Origin of the sequence: Nocardia jiangxiensis NBRC 101359, from assembly GCF_000308615.1 — a bacterium.
Classification (GTDB): Bacteria; Actinomycetota; Actinomycetes; order Mycobacteriales; family Mycobacteriaceae; genus Nocardia; species Nocardia jiangxiensis.
In genome coordinates, this window is the sequence record NZ_BAGB01000012.1 from 202,284 (window position 1) to 224,177 (window position 21,894).

At 66.7% G+C, this 21,894-nt stretch carries 17 protein-coding genes; 10 read left to right on the forward strand and 7 right to left on the reverse strand.

Translation table 11 applies throughout. The features are described from left to right. Window positions 1–66 precede the first annotated feature (66 nt). Entirely contained in the window at window positions 67–363 is a 297-nt protein-coding gene (locus ON40_RS04130) for a WXG100 family type VII secretion target (protein ID WP_040818580.1), read from the forward strand. Between the two features lie 379 nt (window positions 364–742). On the opposite strand, the gene eccE is transcribed toward ON40_RS04130, so the two are convergent. Further along, window positions 743–2,557 (reverse strand): type VII secretion protein EccE, encoded by a 1,815-nt coding sequence (gene eccE, locus ON40_RS04135; RefSeq protein ID WP_083895387.1) that lies wholly within the window; start codon window positions 2,555–2,557, stop codon window positions 743–745. Window positions 2,558–2,773: 216 nt separating this feature from the next. Between eccE and eccB the strand changes: the two genes are divergently transcribed. After that, window positions 2,774–4,318 carry a type VII secretion protein EccB gene (gene eccB / locus ON40_RS04140; RefSeq protein ID WP_051192660.1) on the forward strand — a complete coding sequence of 515 codons (1,545 nt, stop codon included), beginning with the start codon at window positions 2,774–2,776 and terminating at the stop codon, window positions 4,316–4,318. 85 nt (window positions 4,319–4,403) lie between these two features. Here the strand turns inward: eccB and eccA are convergent, their stop codons facing one another. Beyond that, window positions 4,404–6,227: a type VII secretion AAA-ATPase EccA gene (gene eccA, locus ON40_RS04145; RefSeq protein WP_040818582.1), complete on the reverse strand. Its 1,824-nt coding sequence runs from the start codon at window positions 6,225–6,227 to the stop codon at window positions 4,404–4,406. A gap of 216 nt (window positions 6,228–6,443) precedes the next feature. Between eccA and eccD the strand changes: the two genes are divergently transcribed. The 3 genes from eccD to ON40_RS04160 are packed head-to-tail and all read left to right on the forward strand — an operon-like array spanning window position 6,444 to window position 13,404. Continuing rightward, the gene (gene eccD, locus ON40_RS04150; RefSeq protein ID WP_040818584.1) at window positions 6,444–7,922 is read left to right on the forward strand and encodes a type VII secretion integral membrane protein EccD; all 1,479 of its coding nucleotides are present in this window, start codon (window positions 6,444–6,446) and stop codon (window positions 7,920–7,922) included. Window positions 7,923–7,981: 59 nt separating this feature from the next. Beyond that, complete coding sequence (gene mycP / locus ON40_RS04155) at window positions 7,982–9,367, forward strand: type VII secretion-associated serine protease mycosin (RefSeq protein WP_040818786.1); 1,386 nt, start codon at window positions 7,982–7,984, stop codon at window positions 9,365–9,367. Window positions 9,368–9,372: 5 nt separating this feature from the next. Beyond that, window positions 9,373–13,404 (forward strand): type VII secretion protein EccC, encoded by a 4,032-nt coding sequence (locus ON40_RS04160; protein ID WP_040818586.1) that lies wholly within the window; start codon window positions 9,373–9,375, stop codon window positions 13,402–13,404. A gap of 32 nt (window positions 13,405–13,436) precedes the next feature. Here the strand turns inward: ON40_RS04160 and ON40_RS04165 are convergent, their stop codons facing one another. Continuing rightward, window positions 13,437–13,820 (reverse strand): DUF4254 domain-containing protein, encoded by a 384-nt coding sequence (locus tag ON40_RS04165; protein ID WP_245567652.1) that lies wholly within the window; start codon window positions 13,818–13,820, stop codon window positions 13,437–13,439. Window positions 13,821–14,119: 299 nt separating this feature from the next. On the opposite strand from ON40_RS04165, the gene ON40_RS04170 reads away from it, so the two are divergent. From ON40_RS04170 to ON40_RS04180, 3 genes are all read left to right on the forward strand, one after another. After that, window positions 14,120–14,959, forward strand: a complete 840-nt coding sequence (locus ON40_RS04170) for a GntR family transcriptional regulator (protein WP_083895388.1) — start codon at window positions 14,120–14,122, stop codon at window positions 14,957–14,959. After that, window positions 14,956–15,546, forward strand: a complete 591-nt coding sequence (locus ON40_RS04175; RefSeq protein WP_051192661.1) for a GNAT family N-acetyltransferase — start codon at window positions 14,956–14,958, stop codon at window positions 15,544–15,546. The genes ON40_RS04170 and ON40_RS04175 overlap by 4 nt, the downstream gene beginning before the upstream one ends. Before the next feature lie 128 nt (window positions 15,547–15,674). Beyond that, on the forward strand, window positions 15,675–15,857 hold the full coding sequence (locus tag ON40_RS04180) for an MmcQ/YjbR family DNA-binding protein (protein WP_051192662.1): 183 nt from the start codon (window positions 15,675–15,677) through the stop codon (window positions 15,855–15,857). 197 nt (window positions 15,858–16,054) lie between these two features. On the opposite strand, the gene ON40_RS49595 is transcribed toward ON40_RS04180, so the two are convergent. Continuing rightward, a complete protein-coding gene (locus ON40_RS49595) occupies window positions 16,055–16,726 on the reverse strand; it encodes an HNH endonuclease signature motif containing protein (RefSeq protein ID WP_306305370.1) in 672 nt (223 codons plus the stop codon). 329 nt (window positions 16,727–17,055) lie between these two features. Between ON40_RS49595 and ON40_RS04190 the strand changes: the two genes are divergently transcribed. Further along, the gene (locus ON40_RS04190) at window positions 17,056–18,507 is read left to right on the forward strand and encodes an amidase (RefSeq protein ID WP_040818592.1); all 1,452 of its coding nucleotides are present in this window, start codon (window positions 17,056–17,058) and stop codon (window positions 18,505–18,507) included. A 70-nt stretch (window positions 18,508–18,577) separates the two neighbouring features. On the opposite strand, the gene ON40_RS04195 is transcribed toward ON40_RS04190, so the two are convergent. Together ON40_RS04195 and ON40_RS04200 are read right to left on the reverse strand one after the other, a co-directional pair. After that, the gene (locus tag ON40_RS04195) at window positions 18,578–19,570 is read right to left on the reverse strand and encodes a threo-3-hydroxy-L-aspartate ammonia-lyase (protein ID WP_218008733.1); all 993 of its coding nucleotides are present in this window, start codon (window positions 19,568–19,570) and stop codon (window positions 18,578–18,580) included. Between the two features lie 423 nt (window positions 19,571–19,993). Continuing rightward, entirely contained in the window at window positions 19,994–20,590 is a 597-nt protein-coding gene (locus tag ON40_RS04200) for a TetR/AcrR family transcriptional regulator (RefSeq protein ID WP_040818596.1), read from the reverse strand. 98 nt (window positions 20,591–20,688) lie between these two features. On the opposite strand from ON40_RS04200, the gene ON40_RS04205 reads away from it, so the two are divergent. Then, window positions 20,689–21,294 carry a TIGR03086 family metal-binding protein gene (locus tag ON40_RS04205; RefSeq protein WP_040818597.1) on the forward strand — a complete coding sequence of 202 codons (606 nt, stop codon included), beginning with the start codon at window positions 20,689–20,691 and terminating at the stop codon, window positions 21,292–21,294. A gap of 95 nt (window positions 21,295–21,389) precedes the next feature. On the opposite strand, the gene ON40_RS04210 is transcribed toward ON40_RS04205, so the two are convergent. After that, window positions 21,390–21,758, reverse strand: coding sequence for a hypothetical protein (locus ON40_RS04210; RefSeq protein WP_245567653.1), 369 nt, complete (start codon window positions 21,756–21,758; stop codon window positions 21,390–21,392). Between the last annotated feature and the right edge of the window lie 136 nt (window positions 21,759–21,894).

Genomic DNA, 21,894 nt, shown 5'->3' on the forward strand with positions numbered 1-21,894 from the left:
CGGCCACTTGCCGGCGCAGCGGCAATTCTGCCGCACTCCATTACTTCCCGATGAGGAGATACATCCATGAGCGATATCCTTTACGACCCCGCCACGATGAACACGCTGTACGACGACCTGAACCACTCGGGTTCGCAGCTCAAGGCAGAGGGCCAGAACCTCGAGCAGAACGCCACCGCGTTCCACAACGCCCTGCAGGGTGACAACGCGTCGTCCAGCTTCGACTCGGTGCACAAGAAGTGGTCGGACGAGTTCAGCCAGCACCTGGGCGTGCTCGACCAGCTGTCCAACTCGGTGGAGGAGGCGCTGCACCGCGCGCTGTCCGCCGACTCCGCCGTCGGTCAGGGCTTCGAGGTCTTCTGATTCACGGTTGCGCTACACGAACGGCCGCTCGGAGTAGATCCTCCGGGCGGCCGTCGGCGTTTCGTCTATCCCGCCGGGCCGCGCGATATCCTCGCGCGGCCTGTTCTGTTGTCCGGCAGCATAATTACCTGACCCCGCCGTATCCGGTCCGCGGTAACGCCGGGGTGCGCCGGTTCGTGATTCCGTGCGCATTCGGTGATGCGCGAACATCGATATTCTTCCAAGCACTGAAATATCGGGTGTGAGATACGGTTTCCCGGCGATGTCACAATCCTGAACGGCCGCTGACTTTTTCGTTCACATATGTGGCGAAGCGTTCACATACGTGACAGATTCGGAAAACGTCGGCACTTCGCTATTCCCGCCGCGTCACCGGAATTCAGCGCGTGGCGAGCGATTCCCCGATGTATTGCATCTCGTCGGGTGTGGTGACCATGTGCACCGTCGCCGAATCGGTCGCGGTGCGGACGGTGATCATATTCGGCGCCGCGGGATCCTGCAGCAGGGTGACATCGACGTCGAACGGACTCTCAGGACCGTCCTGCTCGCGCACGTGCAGGATGGTGGCTCCGCCCGGCAGCGCCGTCGGGGTGATCCCGTCGAAGACCACGACAGTCGTTGTGGGATAAGAGCTTCCGGGCTGCATCGCGGGTGCGGGCGGATGATGGCTGGCGCCCGCCGAACGCGGTGCCAGGGACAGTGAATGCGGTGCGGCCACACTCGCGACCATGGCGTTCCAGGCATCCGGACGCACCGTGTGCACGACCGTGTGCGCGCCCAGCGCGATCGCCCGCAGCACCACCTGCTGGGCCAGGTCGAGCTTGCCGATGACCTCCAGATGCCGTGTGCCCTCACCGATCAGCGGCACCGCGATGCCCTGCCCGGTCAGATCCGCGCCGATCAGCTGCCCGCATCCCGCGGTGGGCACCGCAAGCCCGTCCAGCGCGTCCAGAGGGCCGCGATAATCCTCCGGGGCGTCTCCCGGTGCCACCGCGATGGGCAGGCTGTCCAGGAAGGCGCGCAGCTGCTGTCCGGGCAGCCGTCGCAGGCCCGGCACCGGCGGGTCGGCCGGATTGCTCAGGGTGTCGAACCGGACCAGCGCGTGCAGTGCGATGCCCGGCCGGATCTCGTCCTGCCCGGAGCGCACGGCCTGCGGGCGCAGCCGCACGGTGATGGTCGTGGAAAGGCTCTGTGCGGCCCACAGATCCGCGAAACCGGGGGAGGCGATCAGATCCCGCCCGATCGCGTAACTGGTCAGGTGCAGACCCTCGTACTCGAGCGTGTTCGGCGATTCGGTGAACTGGTCCGGGGTGATGCCGTGCGTGAGTTGCCTTACCGCGCTGTTGATCTCACCGGCGGTCAGCACCGAGACGGTGATGTCCCGCGCGGCGAGCCGGTTGGCGACGCGTCGGGTGGCGATGATCGCCGCGCGCAACGCGCCGGCCCCGCCGCCGCCACGATTGTCCACCGCCTGCGCATTGGCCAGCGGATCGAACCGCAGTACCAGCCACACCGTGCGCCGCGCGATCGCGGGCAGCGGGCCCAGGATGCGGTCGTAGAGCCAGGCGACCGCGCCGTTGCCCGCGGTGCGCGCACCGGTGCTGATGACGTCGATCGAATCCAGCGTGATGTCGAATTGCCCCAGGCAGTTGGCGATCTCGCTGAGCGGCAGTTCCTGCACCGAGCCGAGCGAACCCGGGCGCAGCCAGGTCATCGAGTCCGGCGGCGGTTCGATCCGCAGCATGCTGATCAGCCGATCCGCGTCCCAGCGCACGCCGTAGCTGCCGCCCTCGGGCAACGGAACGTCGAACGCCTCGGGCGGCTCGGCACTGGGATCGTGCCGCCACCGGTTCCAGCGAAAGGAGATGGCCCCGCCGATGATTCCGGCGAGTGTGCGCGGCAGCCGGCGGCGCAGCGGCACCAGTCCGATCAGCGCCACGGCGACGCCGATCGGGATGATCACGTACAGCCGCAGATGGAATGCGGTGGCGATCCAGCCCGCGACCGCGGCCAGCAGTAGCACCGGAACCACTTGGCGCAGCGGGAAATCCCGGAAGAGCCAGAAGTCCTGATCATGCAGCGCGACCGGTGGACGGCCGGTGCGCCCCACGCCGCCGTTCTGCGACGACGGCCCGTCCGGCGATCCGGATTCGGGTTCCTCGGGGCCGGTGTACACGATCGCTTCTTCGACCATCGTTTCCCATATCTGTTCACGAGCCGCATTGCAGGCCGGCCGGTACGGCCGGAAGCACGGTACGAATGGCCGGTTTCGCGGATTACGTTACCTGTTCCGGCTGCGAGTGGCGTCCCGCCCGCGCAACCGCTTAGTCTTTTCCATGCGGGGAGTCTCCACCGATGGGCGGCCGCACCCGCGCGTTCGACCGATGCCCTACCGTTCGAGGGAGATCCAGTGCCGGCACAGCTGACAACTCGGGCACAGGTCAATGGCTATCGCTTCCTGTTGCGCCGCCTCGACCACGCGATGGTCCGGCGCGATGTGCGGATGTTGCACGATCCGATGCGCTCGCAATCACGTTCGCTGATCATCGGCGCCATCCTCGGCGTGATCGCCGTGGCCGGTTGCGTGATCCTGGCGCTGCTGCATCCGCAGGGTTCGGTCGGCAAGGCGTCGATCATCGTCGGCAAGGACAGCGCCGCGCTGTTCGTACTGGTCAAGGATCAGTCCGGCAATCAGACCCTGCATCCCGCGATGAACCTGGCCTCGGCCCGGTTGATCAGCGGCACCGCCGAAACACCCACCTCGGTCAAGGATTCCAAGCTGTCGTCCTATCCGCGCGGTCCGCTGCTGGGCATTCCGGGTGCGCCGAACGCGCTGCCGGCGACCTCGCAGGGTGACCATTCGGACTGGTCGATGTGCGAGTCGGTGGCGCTCTCGGCGAGCGGCAGCGCGACGAGTTCCTCGGCGGTCACCACGACCGTCGTGGCCGGACCGCCGGAGCTGGGTTCCCGGGCGCAGACCGCGGGCCCGGACGAGGCGGTGCTGGTGCGCCACGACGACAAGACCTATCTGCTCTACGACGGCAAGCGCGCGGAGATCGATCCCAGCAATACCGTCGTCGCCCGCACCCTGAACCTGGGCGCGCATCCGGCGCGGCCGACCGGCACCGGCCTGCTCGACGTCGCGGTCCCGATGCCCGCGCTGGCTCCGCCGACGATCCCGCAGGCCGGTCATCCGGGGCCGGGCAAACTGTCGAACGTGCCTGTGGGCGGCGTGATCTCGGTCGCGCCGCTGGATGGCGGCGGTGCCTCGGATCTGTACGTGGTGCTGGAGAACGGCGTGCAGCACATCGGACCGTTCGTCGCGCAGCTGATCCGCAATGCCGACTCACACGGCATGAGCGAGATCAAGACGGTGCCGCCGGACGTGCTCGACGGCGTCCCGGTGGTGACCACTCTGCAGCTGGACCAGTTCCCGACGCAGGTGCCGAAGATCGTTTCCGCCGAGGACGATCCGGTGACCTGCGTGCACTGGAACAAGAGTTCGGGCATGGCCACCGAACAGGTCGAATCGAGTAATCCGGCGGACAAGGCGATGGTTTCGCTGGTCCTGGGAACCCAACTGCCGCTGGCCGATTCGGAGCATCCGGTCAAGCTGGCCACCTCGTCCGGCACCGGCGACCACGTCGACGAGGTGTTCGTCAAGCCGATGACCGGTGAGTTCGTACAGACCACCGGGATGGATGCGGGCAGCCTGCGCCGCGACAGCCTGTTCTACATCACCGACGACGGAGTCCGGTACGGCATACCGGATCTGGCCACCGCGCAGATGCTGGGCCTGGGCAAGACGCCGCATCTGGCGCCGTGGGCGATCGTGGGCCAGCTGGTTCCGGGCCCGACGCTCTCGCGGACATCGGCGTTGCAGAGTTACGACAGCGTGCCCAGCAGCGCGGCCGGCTCGGACGACTCGTCGAACACCACCACCGCGTCGAACTGAGCCGCCCCCGAAATACCTGCGGCTCTGCTGCTTTCGATTCCTCTCGAAAGCAGCAGAGCCGCAGTGACACTCAGCTCGGGAACACTCAGCTCAGGCCGAGCGAGGCGAGAATGGTCCCGAGCGCGGCCTGCATATCCGCCCCCTCGATACGCATCAGCACCGCCTCGTCCAGGTCGGCCAGATCCAGCGAATCATCGTTGGCGAGCCGGAATTCACGCTCCTCCTCGGCCGATTCGATGACGTTACGGATGAAACGACCGTTACCGGCGATGTCGACCCCGCGACGCGGCTGGCCGCTCTGATCGGTGCTCTCCATCTCGTACAGCCGCTGGCAGGCCGCAACCAGTTGGGCCGTGGCCCCGTCGGTCAGTTCCGAGTCGCGCGACTTGGCGATCACCTGGCCGATCTGGCCCAGTTCCTCAGCGGTGTAGGACGGGAACTGCAGACGCTTGGAGAAACGGGAGGCCAGACCGTCGTTGGCGGCCAGCAGACGGCTGATCTCGCCGTCGTATCCGGCGATGATCACCACGAGCCGGTCGCGGTCGTTCTCCATGCGGGCCAGCAGGGTGTCCACGGCCTCCCGACCGAAGGCGTCACCGCCGGACAGGCCGGTCTGGATCAGGGTGTACGCCTCGTCGATGAAAAGCACACCGTCCATTGCGCTATCGATCAATTTATCGGTTTTTATCGCGGTGCTACCCAAATGTTCACCGACGAGATCCATTCGCTTCGCTTCGACGACCTTGTCGGTTTTCAGAATTCCGAGGCCGCAATAGATCTTGGCGACGACGCGAGCGATCGTGGTTTTGCCGGTACCGGGCGGGCCGGTGAACGCCAGGTGATTGCCACGCGATTTGGCCGACAGGCCCTTCTCCGCGCGGATCTTGGCCAGCTGCGCACTCGACTGCAGCCGGGCGACCTGGGTTTTCACCGAGACCAGACCGATCTGGTGATCGAGTTCCTTGCGCGCCTCGTCCAGGATCTTCTTGGCGCGATCCTGGAAATCGGCCTCCTGCTGCTCCTGCATCGAGGGGGCCGATTCGGGGTCCCAGCGGTCGGTGCGGGCGGCGATGGTCTCCTTGGAGGTGATGGTGATCCGGTAGGTGCGATCGCGCATCGCCTCGGTGTTCGCGGCGAAATCGGGCGCCTGCGAGTACACCTTCTCGAAGAGTTTCTGCGCTTCCTCCTCGGCGCCGTTCTCGCGCAGGCACAGGCCGCGGCAGAACATGGCCGTGGTGCGCGCGGCCGGAATCGGGCCGTGCTCGGCCATTTCCATGCGGCGGATGGCCTCGCCGAACAGGCCCAGCTGAGCACAGGCCGAACCGACCATGACGTGCGCGCCCGCCGCCATGAACGGATCGTCCCACTCGGCCGAACCGGCCAGGACGGTCATCACATCGGGCCAGCGCTGGGTGTTGTAGTGCAGCACGCCGCGTACGTAGGCGGAGATCCGGTTGTCCGGCTCGGTTTCGGGGGCAGGCGCCTGGCCGCGACGGAATTCGGCGAGTTCGTCGAGCACCTGCTCGGCCTCTTCGTACTTCTTGGCGGTGATCAGCTGTGCGGCCTGGGCGACCCAGATCTCGGTGTAGTTCGACAGCGGGTAGTCGATGTAGAGGCCGGTGACGAAGCGTCCGGCCAATTCGCGTGGGCGCAGGCCCAATCGGCGTTGCTCGCGGTAGAGCGTCGAGCTACTGGTCTTCTGCAGTTGAGTGAGCACCTCGGGAGTCATCTCACCGGCGACGGCCAGTCCGAGCCAGGCATCGCACATCGTGGGATCCCACTCGGTGGCACGCTGGAACGCCAACTTGGCGTACTCCAGATCGCGCGTGGCCTCTTGTCCGTCGATGGTCAGACCCAGCGACAGAACGCCGGCGTCGAAGGCGCGTTGAGCTTGGCGGTTGCTGGTCATAACACTCGAACCCCGAATTTTCTTTTGTGAAGGCCCATTCCGTATCTCTCCTGACCAGCCTACCGATCGCGCACTACTCACCTGTCCGATACATTAGGGTTCGCTGCATAGAGGTCGCAACGCGAAGGCAATTGACGGGGTGAAAGTGGTTCGGCCAGCTGACAGATCGTCGTGTGAAACACCGTTGGTTACCGTAGGTCCGGGATCGGCGGCCTCATGACGACACCATCGCCGGGCGGGCGGACCGCCGCGGAACCCGAGCTCTGCCGAGTTTCGGTAATCGGAGGAAACACGCAGCTGGATGTGGGTTTGCCCACGGCGATCCCGGTGGCCTCGTTCATCGGTGATCTGGTCTCGCTGATCGAATCTCGCAACCCGGACGTCGGGGACGCGGAGGACGACACCGGCCCGCTGCAGACCCAGCACTGGACGTTGGCGCGGCTCGGGCGCGACCCGATCCCGCCGAGCCGGACCCTGGTCGAGGCCGAGGTGCACGACGGCGATCTGCTCGTCCTGCGCGCGGTGGGCGCCAAGGAGACTCCGGCGCTGTTCGACGACGTCATCGATGCGGTATCGCGTTTGACCGCGGACACTTTCCGCGGCTGGTCGGCGCAGTCGGCCCGCTGGACGGGCCTGGTGGCCGCCGTGTTGTCCACTGTCGTGGCGATGTTGCTGTTGGCCGCTGGGCGATCGCACGTCAACGGTCTGGCCGCGGGATTCATCGCGGCCGGTGTCGGGGTGGCGGCGATGGTGGCCGCCGCGATCGCGGTGCGCCGCTACAGCGATACGCTCGCGGGCACCTGGCTGTCGCTGGCGTCGCTGGTGCTGTTGTTCTCCAGCGGCGTGTTCTTCATACCGGGTGGTCTGGGCAGTCCCCATCTGCTGCTGGGCTTTTCGGTGGCCCTGGTGGCCGCGGCGGTGGGCTACCGCGCGACCGGCATCGGCGCGACGCTGTTCCCCATGGCGATCACCGTCGCGCTGTTCGGCGGGATCGCTTCGGCCGTACGGATGTTCGGCGATGTGGCACTGCCCGGCATCGGTGCGGGCATGCTGGTGGGCGCGCTGATCGTGATCTCCACGGTGCCGCGGCTGTCCGCGGTGCTGGCCCGGCTGCCCGTGCCGCACGTACCCACGGCCGGCGCGGCGATCGATCCGGCCGACCACGAGCCGCGCCCGACCATCGAGGGCATCGGCGCGATCGGCGCCACGGCCCTGCCCTCGGCGATCGGACTGGGCCGACGTGCCAAGGCGGCCAACGCGTATCAGACCGGCATCATGGCGGGCTGCACGCTGGCGGCGGTCGTCGGCACGATCGCCGCGGCCGATCCGGTCGGCGGCGATGCCCGCTGGCCGGGCATCGCGCTGGCAGTGATCACCTCGATCATCCTGGCTCTGCGCGGCCGCTCCTTCGCCGATCTGACCCAGGCGGGCACGCTGATCGCGGGCGGCGGGGTGATCTTCGTCGGGACGGCAGCCGGTGTGGCGCTGGGTGATTCACGCGCGGTGCTGATCTCGACCGGGCTTCTGTTGCTGTTCGCCGCGGCGGTGGTCGTCTTCGGTGTGATCGGTCCGCACATCGAGATCACCCCGGTCATGCGCCGGATGAACGAGTTGTTCGAATATCTGCTGATCGTGCTGGTGATCCCGCTGGTGCTGTGGATCATGGGCGTGTACTCGATGGCCCGCGACATATGACCGGTGTGGGCCCGGCCGGCGGGGAAGGACACGGCGGCCGGGGTCGTTCGGTTCTTCGGATGTTGTGCGCGGCAACGGTTCTCGGTTCCGCGGTATTCGCCGTGCCGGGGCCCGCGAACGCGGTCCAGCCGCCGACGGTCGATCCCAGGGCGCTGGGCGCGGCCCAGGCACTGAGCGGACATCCCGCACCGCTCGAGCCGACCGAGCAGCGCGAGGTCTGCGCCACCCCGATGCTCAGCGGCACCGCGCCCGCGGACGCGCCGATCGCGCAGCGGGTGCTGAATCTGCCTGCGGCATGGCAGTTCTCCGAGGGCGCGGGGCAGAAGGTCGCGGTGGTGGACACCGGCGTGAACCGGCACCCGAGGCTGCCGAATCTGCAAGCGGGCGGCGATTACGTCTCCAACTCCGACGGCACCACCGACTGCGACGGGCACGGCACCATCGTCGCGGGCATCATCGCCGGGCAGCCCAGTGCGAACGACGGATTCTCCGGTGTCGCACCGCAGGCGCAGATTCTGAGCATCCGCCAGCTGAGTTTGGCGTTCGCGGCCAAGAACAACCGCTCCGGCGGGCAGTCACCGGGCGCGATCTCCGATTCCGGCTACGGCAATGTGCTCACCCTGTCCGCGGCGGTGGTGCGCGCGACCGACATGGGCGCCACGGTGATCAACATCTCCGAGGTGGCCTGCACCGGCGCGGGGTACGACACCGCGGACGGATCACTCGGCGCGGCCGTGCAATACGCCTACAACCACAATGTGGTCGTCGTCGCCGCGGCCGGAAACATGCAGTCCGACGGGCCGTGCAAGACGCAGAATTCCGGATCGGGTTGGGATGGAGTGCAGACGATTCCGAGTCCGGCGTGGTTCGATAAATATGTGCTGTCGGTCGGCTCGGTGGATCCCAACGGCTCCCCTTCGGAACTGACGCTGCGGGGTCCGTGGATCGGCGCCGCGGCGGTCGGCCGCGAAATCGTGTCGCTGGACAGCAAAACCGGCGGTACCGGCCTGGTGAACGCTGTGCAGGGCAACGACGGCATCCGGCCCATCGAGGGCACGAGTTTCGCCGCGCCGTATGTCTCCGGCCTTGCGGCACTGGTGCGTTCGCGTTTCCCGAAGCTCACCGCGGGGGAGGTCATCGACCGGATCGAGCGCACCGCACACCATCCGGGCGCGACCCGGGACGATTCGGTCGGTTACGGGATGATCGATCCCGTCGCCGCGCTGACCGCCGTGCTGCCGGATCGTCCGGTGTCCGCGGGAGCGGATGTGCCGCGGGCCATTCCGACGCCCTACTCGCCCCCGCCCGCGGACACCCGCCCGCGCAAGTACGCCACGATCGGCTCGATCGCCTGTCTGTCCGTACTGGGAATCGGTATCGCACTGGCTATTCCGCTGCGTCGCCGCCCCGGGACCGCCGCCGATACCCTCGACCCCGATCGGTAGGACCCATGATTACCGAAGGTTTCGTCCGCCGTCCCCGCATCGCGCCGCCGCGTGCGCCCGGCGGTGAGGTGACGCTGAGCCCGCCGCCCGAAGTCACCCGGCCGGTGCCCGGTCCGCTGATCGCCAAGCTGATGCCGGTGGTGATGGTCGTCGCCGTCGTGGGCATGCTCGCGATGATGGTGATGATGGGAAAGTCGCTGCTGAGCAATCCCATGATGATGATGTTCCCGATGATGATGCTCGTGTCGATGGTCGGCATGATGATGGGCCGCGGCGGTGGCGGCGCCAAGTCCGCCGGTGAGCTCAACGAGGAACGCAAGGACTACTTCCGGTATCTCGATCAGATCCGCCGTGACGTGCGTAAAACGGGTGTGCGGCAGTTGGATTCGCTGCGCTGGTCGCATCCCGAACCGGTCGATCTGGAATCGCTCGTCGGCACCCGCCGGATGTGGGAGCGCCGCCCCAACGATCCCGACTTCGGACATGTGCGCGTCGGGGTGGGCAGTCACCGCCTGGCCACCAAACTGGCTCGTCCGGAGACCGGTCCGCTCGAGGACCTCGAACCGGTCTCGACCGTCGCGCTGCGTCGTTTCGTGCGCACCCACTCGGTCGTGCACCAGCTGCCGACCGCGGTCTCGCTGCGCGCCTTCCCCGCGGTCAACATCGAGGGGCCCGACGAGGACTCCCGAATGCTGGTGCGCGCCATGCTGATGGAGTTCACCGCATTCCACGGACCCGATCACGTCGCGGTCGCCATCGTCTGCGCCGATCCCGACGGTGAAGCCTGGGCGTGGGCGAAATGGCTTCCGCACCTGCAACATCCGACCCATCGCGACGGTATGGGCTCGGCCCGGATGATGTACGGCTCACTCGGTGAGCTGGAGACCGCGCTGTCCGCCGAACTGATGGAACGCGGCCGGTTCATGCGCAATCCCCAACCGACACAGGGCCGAACGCATCTGATCGTGATCATCGACGACGGATTCGTCAACGGCACCGAGCGGCTGGTCAGCGAGTCCGGTCTGGACTCGGTGACGGTGCTGGACCTGACCGCGCCGGAGAACGGCCTGGCCGTGCGCCGAGGTCTGCAACTGGTCGTCGGCGACGGCGCGGTGAGCGCGCGCAGTGCCGCCGGGGTGGAGCGTTTCGCCACGGTGGACGTGATCAGCCGCGCTCAGGCCGAAACCTTCTCCCGCGCACTGGCGCGGTACCGGATCGCCACCGCCGCGCAGATCGTCAGCCTGGGCGAGGAGACCCGCACCGATCCGGGTCTGATGGCGCTGTTGAAGATTCCCGACGCCGCGCAGATCGAACCGTCCAAGGTGTGGCGCCCGCGCACACCGCGCGAGCGACTGCGGGTGCCGATCGGCGTCACCCCCGACGGCACCCCGGTCGAACTCGACATCAAGGAATCCGCCGAGAACGGTATGGGCCCGCACGGATTGTGCATCGGCGCAACCGGTTCGGGTAAATCGGAGTTCCTGCGCACGCTGGTGCTGTCCATGGTGACCTCGCACTCCCCGGACGCGCTGAACCTCATCCTGGTCGACTTCAAGGGTGGTGCGACGTTCCTGGGTCTGGATCCGCTGCCGCACGTGGCGGCGGTCATCACCAACCTCGAGGCCGAACTCTCCATGGTCGACCGTATGAAGGACGCGCTGGCCGGTGAGATGAACCGCCGCCAGGAGCTGCTGCGGTCCTCGGGCAACTTCGCCAACGTCACCGATTACGAGAAGGCCCGTGCCGCCGGAACCCCGCTCGATCCGCTGCCCGCGCTGTTCGTCGTGGTCGACGAGTTCTCCGAACTGCTCTCGCAGAAGCCGGATTTCGCGGACCTGTTCGTGATGATCGGCCGTCTGGGCCGGTCGCTGCACGTCCATCTGCTGCTGGCCTCGCAGCGGCTCGAGGAGAACAAGCTGCGCGGTCTGGACTCGCACCTGTCCTACCGGATCGGTCTGCGTACCTTCTCCGCCAACGAATCCCGCGCCGTGCTGGGTATCACCGACGCCTACCACCTGCCGAGCGTGCCCGGCGCCGGATATCTCAAGACCGACGCCGCGGATCCGTTGCGGTTCAACGCGACCTACGTCTCCGGGCCCTACGTCGCGCCGACGACGACGGGGCCGGTCGTGGTCGGTGGCCGCACGGTCGGCGGTTCGCCGACCGTCTTCACCGCGAGTCACGTGGAGATGCCCGAACTGCCGCCGGAGCCCGAACCCGCGTTCGATCCGCTCGAGCTGCCCGAACCGCCGTCGGCCGACGAAGGTATCCCGGATTCGCTGCTTACCGTGGTGGTCAAGCGGCTGACCGGACACGGCCGTCCCGCGCACGAGGTGTGGTTGCCGCCGCTGGAGGAATCCCCGTCGGTGGACATGCTGCTGCCCGATCCGGATTGGCGTTCGCCCGCGAACCGGCACGGTCAGCTGTGGATGCCGATCGGCATCATCGACAAGCCGTACGAACAGCGCCGCGATGTGCTGACCATCCAATTGTCCGGTGCGCGAGGACATGTCGCGGTGGTCGGCGGTCCGCAGTCGGGTAAGTCGACCGCACTGCGCACGATCATCATGGCCGCGGCCGCGACGCACACCCCCGAACAGGTGCAGTTCTACTGCCTGGATTTCGGTGGCGGCAGTATGGCCGGTCTGGTCGGTCTGCCGCACGTCGGTTCGGTGGCCGGTCGTCTGGACGTGGACCGGGTCCGGCGCACGATCGCGGAGCTGACCTCGCTGATGCGTCAGCGTGAGGAACGGTTCAGCGAGCTGGGCATCGAATCCATGGCCGAGTTCCGGCGGCGCAAGTTCTCGGTCCTCGACACCGATGGCACCATGCCGGCGGACCATCCGCTCGCGGCGGACCGGTTCGGTGACGTATTCCTGGTGATCGACGGGTGGGCGACCATCCGCGAGGAATTCGAGGCGCTCGAGCCACAGATCAATGCCATTGCCGGACAAGGTCTCTCGCTCGGCATCCACCTGATGGTCGGTGCGTCCCGCTGGGCCGAGATCCGCGCGGTGGTCAAGGACCAGATCGGTACCCGCCTGGAACTGCGCCTGGGTGATCCGACCGATTCGGAGATGAATCGTCGTTCGGCGGCGCTGGTTCCGGTCGGCCGTCCCGGTCGCGGTCTGACGCCCGAGGAACTGCACATGCTGATCGCGTTGCCGCGCTTGGACTCCCAGACCGAGCCCGGCAATCTGTCCGAGGGCGTCGCGGCCTCACGCGAGGGCCTGGCGCAGCTGTGGGGCCCCCGCAAGGCGCCCGAGGTGCGCATGCTGCCCATGCAGTTCTCCCGCGAGGAACTGCTGGCCGTGGCCGCGGCGCGCGGTATCGAGCAGAGCCCGACCCGCATCGTGGTCGGCCTCGGCGAGAACGAATTGGAGCCGCTGGTCCTGGATTTCGGCTCCGACCCGCATCTGATGGCCTTCGCCGACGTGGAGTGCGGCAAGACCACGCTGCTGCGCAACATAGCGATGGGCATCATCGAGAGTGCGACACCCGAACAGGCCCGCATCATCATGATCGACTACCGCCGCACCATGCTCGGTGTGGTCGAGGGTGATCAGCTGGCCGGATACTCGACCTCGTCGCAGACCTGCAGCTCGATGATCAGCGATATCGTCAAATTCCTGTCCGAACGCATCCCCGGCTCCGACATCACCCCGAAGGAGTTGCGCGAACGCAGTTGGTGGAGCGGTCCGGAGATCTACATCCTGGTCGACGACTACGACATGGTGGTGCAGGGCGCGGGCAACCCGCTCAGCCCGCTCATGGAGTACCTGCCGCAGGCCCGCGACATCGGCATGCACCTGATCGTCACCCGCCGCACCGGTGGCGTGTCCCGCGCGCTGTTCGACCCGATCCTCGGCGGTATGAAGAACATGTCCGTCGACGCGCTGATCATGAGTGGCCCCCGTGACGAGGGCAAGATCATCGGCGACGTCCGCCCCTCCAAACTCCCACCCGGCCGCGGCATCCTGGTCTCCCGCAGCCACGGCCAGGAGATGGTCCAGATAGCCAACCTCCCGCCGCTGTAATTTTCGCGCCGGGGCGAAGCGAAGGGCGAAAATTACAGCCAGGAGGGCAGGCGGCGGCGGCCGGCGAGGACGTCGGCGATGAGGTCGTCGTAGGCGTCGGCCAGTTCGGCGAGGTGGTGCCAGGCGATGTGCAGGATCTCGTCGTTGGCGTCCAGGGTCATCAGGGCGTGGTGCGCGCGCACGGATGCCTCGGCGATGCGGTCGATGACCGAGCCGACGGTTTCGGTGTGCAGGGTCGCGCCGAGGCGATGCTGGGGGATGGCCCGAGAGATCCAGTCGTCGATCGCCATCACCAGTTCGTTTCGGCGACGGTCGATTTCGATGAGGGTGGCCGGATCGTGCGTCGGTTCGGATCCGCCGCGCCCGATCAGTCTGCGCTCGTGCAGCACCGCGAGATCGCGGGTGAACCACAGCATGGGCCCACCGATCACGCGATAGCCGCGACATGCGCGTAGGAGTAGATCAGAACTCGGCAGAATGCCGTTCAAGAAGGTCTGGACCGCAGTCACACTCTGCGGTGCGCTAGGCACTGCTGCCATCACCACCGTATGAGATGTCTCCGAACCCGCCACGTTGCCTCGCCGTCATCGCCGTACAACACCCGTTCAGGACGTTCATTACAATAAACCTCTGAAGCCGGGTGTCAAGGGTCCCGCGCCCTGCGGACGGCGGGGGTAAACTTCCTTACCTTGAAGTAACAATCCGTAGGAGCGAGATGGCGGACGGTCCGAGGTATCAGCGGATCGCGAATCTCCTCCGTGAGGAGATTCGCAGCGGCAGGTGGAAGCCGGGCGATCGGCTCCCCAGCCACAACGAGCTGGCCGATCAGATGCAGGTGTCGATCACCACCGCTCGCAATGCGATTCAAGTGCTGGTCGCCGAAAATCTGCTGTACACAGCTACTTCGCGCGGAACCATCGTGCGAAGTCAGGAAGTGCTGGAATCGGTTGTCACCAGCTCGATCCGGCCCGATCGCCCCAAATCCTCACAGGACATATTCTCCGAGATCGCGCGGGCGGCCGGGCGCGAACCGGCGAAACATTTCACCGCCCGAATGGAACCGGCCGGTCCGGATGTGGCACTGTGGCTGGGTGTACCGGAGGATTCCTGGGTCGTCGCGCGCACGGTCGTGCAGTACCTGGACAACGAGCCGTGGTCCTGGGAGGTCAGCTTCTATCCACGGGACTTGGCGGAGGCCACCGGCGTGGACTCCCCGCACGACATCCCCGAGGGCACCACGCGTCGTCTGGCCGAGCGCGGCCATCCCGAATCCGCGCATCGCGATACCGTCGTCGCCCGCCCCGCGACCGCCGAGGAGGCTGCTGTGCTGGGGGTAGCGACAGGCACGCTGCTGCTGGATCATCTGCGCATCGGCGCGAACGACGCCCGGATCACCCGTGTGACCAGGCACCGTTCCATTGCCGCGCGTAATCGTCTGGCCTACGAACTCGGCGACGACGCCGGTACCGAACTCATCCGCAAGACCCTGGGCGAGCAGCATCCCCCGGGCAATTCCCATTCCTTCGGTAACTCGTTGGTACCCGGATCACCATGACAGTCCGCATACGCCAGGCCACGCTGGCCGACCTCGGCGCCATCTGCCGACTACGGCTCCAACGAACGGACTGGCTTGCGGAACGAGGGTCCGATCAGTGGACGCGGCAGGGTCGGGGCCTGCCCATCGAGATATTTGCCCACGTGGTCGGCCGCGCGGTGTACGCCGGGGAGACCTGGATCGCCGAGAAGTGTGGCGAACCGGCAGGCACCATCACCGTGAACGACCGTGCGGACGAAGGACTCTGGACGCCACACGAAACCGCCGAATCGGTCATCGTCCACTACATGATCGTGGACCTGCGTTTCGCCGGAAACCGCGTGGGTTCGCACATGCTCGCCCACGCCGCCGCCCTGGCCCGAGCCCGCCGCCGCACCTGGGTCCGCCTGGACGCCTGGACCACCAACACCGATCTGCACGACTACTACCGCCGCGCCGGATTCCGCCTGGCCCGAATAGCGGGCCCGGAAGCCTCGGGCCCGTCGGCAGCCCTGTTCGAACGCCGCGCCGACTCCTGGCTCCCCGCAGTCATTCCCAGCGTCCCCCGCGAGGCCGAGAGCGTCATCCGCTCGGCTTCCCGGCGCTGAACGCCGCCTTCGTCCGAGTGGCGACCAGCACCTCGCGTTCCGCGTGCGCCGCAAGAGCTTCGCCTACTTTCTGGGGGGACCACCAGGGCGACGGGCGAGTCGGCCTGGCCTACAAAGCCCCTCCCGGCGTGCAACAGGAACTCCGCGACGCCGAACCCGAACGCTTCTACGTACCCGCCTACCTCGGTGCGAGGGGCTGGGTAGCACTGGATCTGGAAGCCGCAGAAATCGACTGGCCGGAAGTAACCGCCATCCTCCAGTCCGCCTACCGCCTGACCGCCCCGAAACGCCTTGCTCAACAGGTGCGGTGAACGTGCGGACAACGGTGACTCCTGCCATCCGTCGAGCAGCATGGAAGATCAAGCGACAATCGGAAAGCCCCGTAACTTCCGAGAATGCTCTTTGTCGGTTGATCGTATTGGCTTTCTGTTCAACAGTTTTCGGAAGATCTAGCCGTCGAGGCATCTCCCGGATGTGACTACCTCGGTGGGGTGGTTCCCCGCCGAGGTCAGGCTGCTCTATCGTTGGGTTTTCGCTCGCGCAACCAGCGTCGGTGTGCGGCGCGTTCTCGTTCCCGACGCGCATGGATGCCCGCGACAATTTCCGCCAGCAGTTCCCCCGCTCGATGTCGATGATTCACTCGCGGTGTACCGGTCGGATCGATGTGATCCGGCGCGATCCACGCCGTCCGGCGCAGAAACTCTGAATCATCTTTCAGAACAACAGTTCTCCAACCGGCATCAGTGTCATTGATCAGCGAATGGCAGTGATCGCACGCCAGCACCAGATTCTCGATATCAGTGGGTCCACCCTTGCTGAAATCGCGGACGTGATGCACCGCGCACAGTGATGCGGGTGCGTCACACCCAGGCCGGGAACAACCAGCCAGCGCAGCGATCAGCGAAAGTCGTTGCGCGGGTGAAGCAAGCCGACGCATCCGACCCAAATGCAGTGGTAAACCGGCATGGTCGAATACCGCCAGATACGGGCGGGACTGCTCAGCCAACCGCAATGCGTCGGTGATCGCCACCGTGCCACCGGTCGCGGTGGTCGCGACCCCGGACAGGCGCTCCACATCCTGCACCCGCTGGTCGACACACTGTTCGAATCCATGTTCGAATTCTATCGAGAAAACCGCCCCGAAACACCCCGCCAACCGAAGTGAAATCAGAATCTTCACTCTGGACATTTGATCCAATTATGCTTGCACACACCATTTTTCGACCAAACCTCTGTGCGGATTCGAATGTCGCCCACGCTCCTGGTGATCGGGTCGGAAAAGCGGGTTCCGGAACTCGCGCAGGATCGCTGTTGTTGCGGGCCGAGACATTGTCGATGGCTCTCTCCGCCCCGGATCGTCCCGGTGGCGTCGAGTGGCGGCCCGGTGGCATACGACGCTTATCGCGGCTGACATTTCGACGTGCCCTGGCCAGGGCGAGTCTGCACGTCATTTCCGTTGCAGGAAGCGGGATTTTATGGCCTTCGCGGAGGGCCGTTAGCGTCGAAATCATGGAATGGAATTTTCGGTCGGCCGGTGAGCTGGCGGCTGCGTTGCGTGCTGGTGAAGTGTCCTCGGCGGAATTGACCGACGCGGCGATCGCTGGGATCGAGCGGGACGACAAGTTGATCAACGCGATCTGTGTGCCGGACTTCGATCGTGCGCGGGCCGCGGCACATCGTGCCGACCAGGCGCGCGCCCGCGGAGAGGATCGGCCGCTGCTGGGTATTCCGGTGACGGTCAAGGAGTCCTACAACATGGTCGGCCTGCCCACGACCTGGGGTATGCCGCAGTACCAGGACTTCGTACCGGCCGAGGATGCGGTACAGGTGTCGCGGCTGAAGGCCGCGGGCGCGGTGGTGCTCGGTAAGACCAATGTGCCGTTGGGGCTGCAAGATCTGCAGAGCTTCAACGAGATCTACGGCACCACCAACAATCCGTGGAATCGCGGCCGCACGTCGGGCGGATCCTCCGGCGGATCGGCAGCGGCCCTGGCATCCGGCTTCGGTGCGCTGTCCATCGGCTCCGACCTCGCCGGTTCGCTGCGCACCCCCGCGCATTTCTGTGGCGTCTACGCACACAAGCCGACACTCGGGCTGGCGGCGACCCGGGGTATGGTCGCGCCGCCCGCGCCGGCATTGCCGGTCGATCTCGACCTCGCTGTCGTCGGTCCGATGGCACGCACCGCGCGCGACCTCACTGTCCTGCTCGACGTGATGGCCGGACCGGACCCGCTGACGCTCGGTGTGGCGCACGAGGTGACGCTGCCGCCCGCGCGCCACGACAGACTCGGCGACTTCCGGGTCCTGGTCCTGGACCAGCATCCGTTCATCGCGACCGGAGCCGCGGTGCGAGCGGGCGTGCACCGGGTGGCCGACGCGCTCGTCGCCAGTGGCGCCCGCGTCGAACGGCGCAGCCCACTGCTGCCCGATCTGGCCGAAGCCGCGACTCTCTACACGCAGTTGCTGTTCTCCGGCTCCACGGCACGATTTCCGGTCGACACGTACGAGCAGCTGCGGGCCCGCGCAGCCGGGCTGAGCGCAGACGACCACAGCCTCGACGCGGCGCGACTGCGCGGCATGGTGTCGAGTCACCGCGATTGGATCGAGGTGAACAACCGTCGCGAGCTCCACCGTCACGGCTGGCGGCAGCTGTTCGGCGAGTTCGATGTCGTGGTGTGTCCGATCACGCCGACCCCGGCGTACCCGCACGACCACGACCCTGATCTGCTGGAACGTCGGCTCGACATCGACGGGGTCGAGTACCCGTACTTCGACCAGCTCGTCTGGGCCGGTCTGGCCACCATGCCCGGCCTTCCTGCCACCGCCATACCCACGGGGCGGTCACCCGAGGGTCTGCCCGTCGGAGTACAGCTCATCGGTCCGATGTTCCAGGACCGCACCACATTACGGCTGGCCGAACTGCTCGAACAGCAGATCGGGGGCTTCCGACAACCGGAGTAGGGCGTGCGCCGGGTGCCCGTCGGGGACGACATGCCGCAGCGGTCGCAGCCGCCACCAACGTCCTGGCCTCTTACAGCTGGTGAGCTGGTTTCCGTGAGTCGCGCTCTCCCACGAGCGCCGCGAAGCGTGACGCGCTGATGTTGCCGCCGGAGATGACGAGGCCGATACGCGCACCCGGGAGCTGAACCCGGCCGGACAGGAGTGCGGCGACGGCGGCGGCTCCCGTCGGTTCGGCGACGATCTTCATCGTGTCGAAGAGGAACGACATGGCCGTCACCAGTTGATCGTCTGTGACGAGGGTGATTTCGTCGACCAGCTTCTGGTTGATCGGGAAGGTGAGCTCGCCGGGGATGTCGGCCGCCTGAGCGTCGGCGATGGTGTGCGGAACTGGTATCCGAACCCGATGACCGGCTGTGAGTGAACGTTTCGTGTCGTCGCCGTCGACCGGTTCGACGCCGATGATGCGAGCATCGGGGCACAGCGCGGTCACGGCGGTGGCGCACCCTGCCATCAGCCCGCCTCCGCCGATCGGGGCGAGGAAGGCGTCGAGCGGCCCGGCCTGCTCGACCAGCTCGAGCGCCGCGGTGCCCTGGCCCGCCATGACCGCGGGGTGGTCGAACGGTGGGATGACGGTCAGCCCGCGTTCGGCTGCCAGGGCTGCACCGATCGCGGTCCGGTCCTCGGTGTAGCGATCATAGGTGACGACTTCGGCTCCATATCCCTTGGTAGCAGCCAACTTCGAGGCAGGGGCGTCCTCGGGCATCACGATCAGGGCCGAGGTGCCCAGCAGTCCCGCAGCCAGAGCGATCGCCTGGGCGTGATTCCCCGAAGACCAGGTCGCCACCCCGCGTTCGCGCTGTTCGTATGTCAGCTCGGCGAGCGCGTTGTAGGCCCCCCGGAACTTGAACGCACCGATTCGCTGGAAGTTCTCGCACTTCAAGAACACCTCGGCGCCGACGCGCTCGTTCAAGATGCGGGATGTGAGCACCGGAGTCCGGTGCGCGACATCGGCCAGCCGGTCCGCCGCTCTGATGATGTCGTCGATTGTGATGAGGCTTGCCACCCAGGGGATTCTGCCATCGGAGGGTTCGTCGTTCCGCGTTGTACGAGACGGCCCGACTGCCCTGCAGTCTTGCCGCGCGAGGCGGACCGGTCCCGGAACTCCTCGTCGGGTATGAGTGCCTCATCCGATATCGCCTGTGCCGGTGACGATCCCGTGCTGTGGTCGCAAGGAGCCCTACGGCCGCAGGAAGCCGGGCGATGGGACGGAAGGCGCACTGTGTCGTGGCGGAGGGTCAGGGTGAGTTCGTACCAGCCGGAGGTGCGAGCCTGCACGACGATGCCGTCGGCGTCGGTGGACAGGGTCACTTTCCAGCCGTGCTGCTCTCAGAACGCGAACGGGGCGAGCGCGACACCTCTTGTCCGGTTGGGATGTTGCCGGTGCGGGTTCGAAGCCGGGACGGCTGGTTGGATCCGCCCGCCATGGTCACCGCTGCACGGATTTCGGGTGGAAGGCGGCGAGCAGTCGGTCGACGAGGGAATCGATGTAGTCGGGGGTGAGTGGCCCCATGCCGAACAGGATGCGGATGTAGAGCGGGGCGAGGAGGTGGTCGAGGATGTCCAGGGCCGCGGGCGGTTTCTCGCCTCGCGTCGCGGCACGGTCGAGCATCTGCTGGATCTGGCGTCGGCGCTCGTCGATGAAGCGGTCGCGCGCGTCCGCGCCGATCGCACCGCCCTGGGACAGGGCCATGGCCAGGCGTAGCACCGCGAGCCCGTCGGGACCGCTGATGTCGCGGGCCACGCCCGCCGCGTAGCCGCGTAGATCGCTGTCGAGGCTGCCGGTGTCGGGGATGGGTGAGCTGGTCGTCAGCAAGGTGACCGCGACGTCGCTGGTCAGTGATTCGAGCGAGCCCCAGCGTCGGTAGATGCTGGAATCGGCCACCCCGGCCCGCGTAGCGACATCGCCGATCGTGAAGTTGCCGTAGCCGTTTTCGGCCACCAGTTCGGTGACCGCGTGATGTACTGCCGCGCGGACGCGGGCGCTGCGTCCGCCTGGGCGGCGCACGGTGTTGTCTTCCGCCACATCCTCACCTTAACGCAGTCTGCTCTTGCGTTTGTCAGGCGAGGCGGCGTACAGTCACTAACGCAGCCGTTGATTGCGTTTAGCCGAAAGATACCGTCATGAACACCGCGCCCCCCACCCTCATCGACCGCATCGATACCGCCCTGGACGCCACCGGCGCCATCGTCGCCGGTGTCACCAGCGCGCACCTCACCCAACCTTCGCTCTGCGCAGGATGGGACATCGGCTTCGAACTCAACCACCTGGTCGGCGGCCTCCGCATCTTCGCCGCCGAACTCGCCGGGACCGATCCGGGCGGAGAGCATCACGACGACTGGCTCGGCGCCGACCATCGCGCGGCTTTCACCGCCGCCGCCGACCTCGACCGCAAAGCCTGGTCGCGCCCCGGCGCCCTGGACGCGACCATCCGGCTCGGCTTCGGCGCGGTCCCCGCGCCGATGGCTGCACTGATCCACCTCACCGAGATCCTGGTCCACGGCATCGACCTGGCCGTCGTCACCGAACAACCGCACCGCATCGATGAACAACAGGCCGAATATCTGCTCACCACGATGCGGTCCATGGACTTCGACACCTTCCGCCGCCCCGGCATGTTCGGGCCCGCGCAACCGGTTCCCCTCGATGTGCCCGCCCATCGGCAACTACTGGGATTCCTCGGCCGCCAGGGATTTTCGCCATCGCAGAAGACGAGCAGAACAGCCTGATCGCGACGCTCGTACCCGACCGTTGACAGTCGTTGGGCGCCGGTCGTTCTCGCGAACCCGAGTCCGTACCGGCGAGAGGACGGCTCCGGAGTCGATCAGTAGCGGTATATCGCTACATAGGCGTTGGTGGCGGTTCCGACGCTGGTGGGCCCCAAGCAGGAGGCCGTGCCCTGACCGGACGGAGCGAAGGAACCGCCCCACGAACCCTGGTACGGGCCGATGGCCATGAGCGGAAAGGCGTTCGGTACGCCGTGCAGTCCGACGCACTCGACGACCAGGGTGTACTCCCTACCGGCAGGTGTTCCGGTGTCGTGGCATGCTGCGGTCGCACCGAACAGGTCCCGCGTGACGACGCAGTCCTGCGGTGCCGCCTGAGCTGTGCCGGAGCCGATCATCGCGGCGAAACCCAGCACCGAGACGGCGCCGATCGCGACTCGCGTGGCTGTGATTGTCGTTCTTCTCATTCGAGTCCTCCCGACGAGTTAGCCGATTATCGGCTCCGGATACCTGGTCGTTACGGCCGCTCGGACCTCCCACCTGCTCGAACGTGTCCTGCGCGGGGCACTCGGTGTTCGCGCGATACCGGCGGATGGCTCGCCA

What these genes read in the sequence shown, in the direction of transcription:
- ON40_RS04130 (WP_040818580.1), top strand. Translation starts at nt 67, where the DNA reads ATGAGCGATATCCTTTACGACCCCGCCACGATGAACACGCTGTACGAC.
- eccE (WP_083895387.1), bottom strand. Translation starts at nt 2,557, where the DNA reads ATGGTCGAAGAAGCGATCGTGTACACCGGCCCCGAGGAACCCGAATCC.
- eccA (WP_040818582.1), bottom strand. Translation starts at nt 6,227, where the DNA reads ATGACCAGCAACCGCCAAGCTCAACGCGCCTTCGACGCCGGCGTTCTG.
- eccD (WP_040818584.1), top strand. Translation starts at nt 6,444, where the DNA reads ATGACGACACCATCGCCGGGCGGGCGGACCGCCGCGGAACCCGAGCTC.
- mycP (WP_040818786.1), top strand. Translation starts at nt 7,982, where the DNA reads ATGTTGTGCGCGGCAACGGTTCTCGGTTCCGCGGTATTCGCCGTGCCG.
- ON40_RS04160 (WP_040818586.1), top strand. Translation starts at nt 9,373, where the DNA reads ATGATTACCGAAGGTTTCGTCCGCCGTCCCCGCATCGCGCCGCCGCGT.
- ON40_RS04165 (WP_245567652.1), bottom strand. Translation starts at nt 13,820, where the DNA reads ATGCTGTGGTTCACCCGCGATCTCGCGGTGCTGCACGAGCGCAGACTG.
- ON40_RS04170 (WP_083895388.1), top strand. Translation starts at nt 14,120, where the DNA reads ATGGCGGACGGTCCGAGGTATCAGCGGATCGCGAATCTCCTCCGTGAG.
- ON40_RS04175 (WP_051192661.1), top strand. Translation starts at nt 14,956, where the DNA reads ATGACAGTCCGCATACGCCAGGCCACGCTGGCCGACCTCGGCGCCATC.
- ON40_RS04190 (WP_040818592.1), top strand. Translation starts at nt 17,056, where the DNA reads ATGGAATGGAATTTTCGGTCGGCCGGTGAGCTGGCGGCTGCGTTGCGT.
- ON40_RS04205 (WP_040818597.1), top strand. Translation starts at nt 20,689, where the DNA reads ATGAACACCGCGCCCCCCACCCTCATCGACCGCATCGATACCGCCCTG.
- ON40_RS04210 (WP_245567653.1), bottom strand. Translation starts at nt 21,758, where the DNA reads ATGAGAAGAACGACAATCACAGCCACGCGAGTCGCGATCGGCGCCGTC.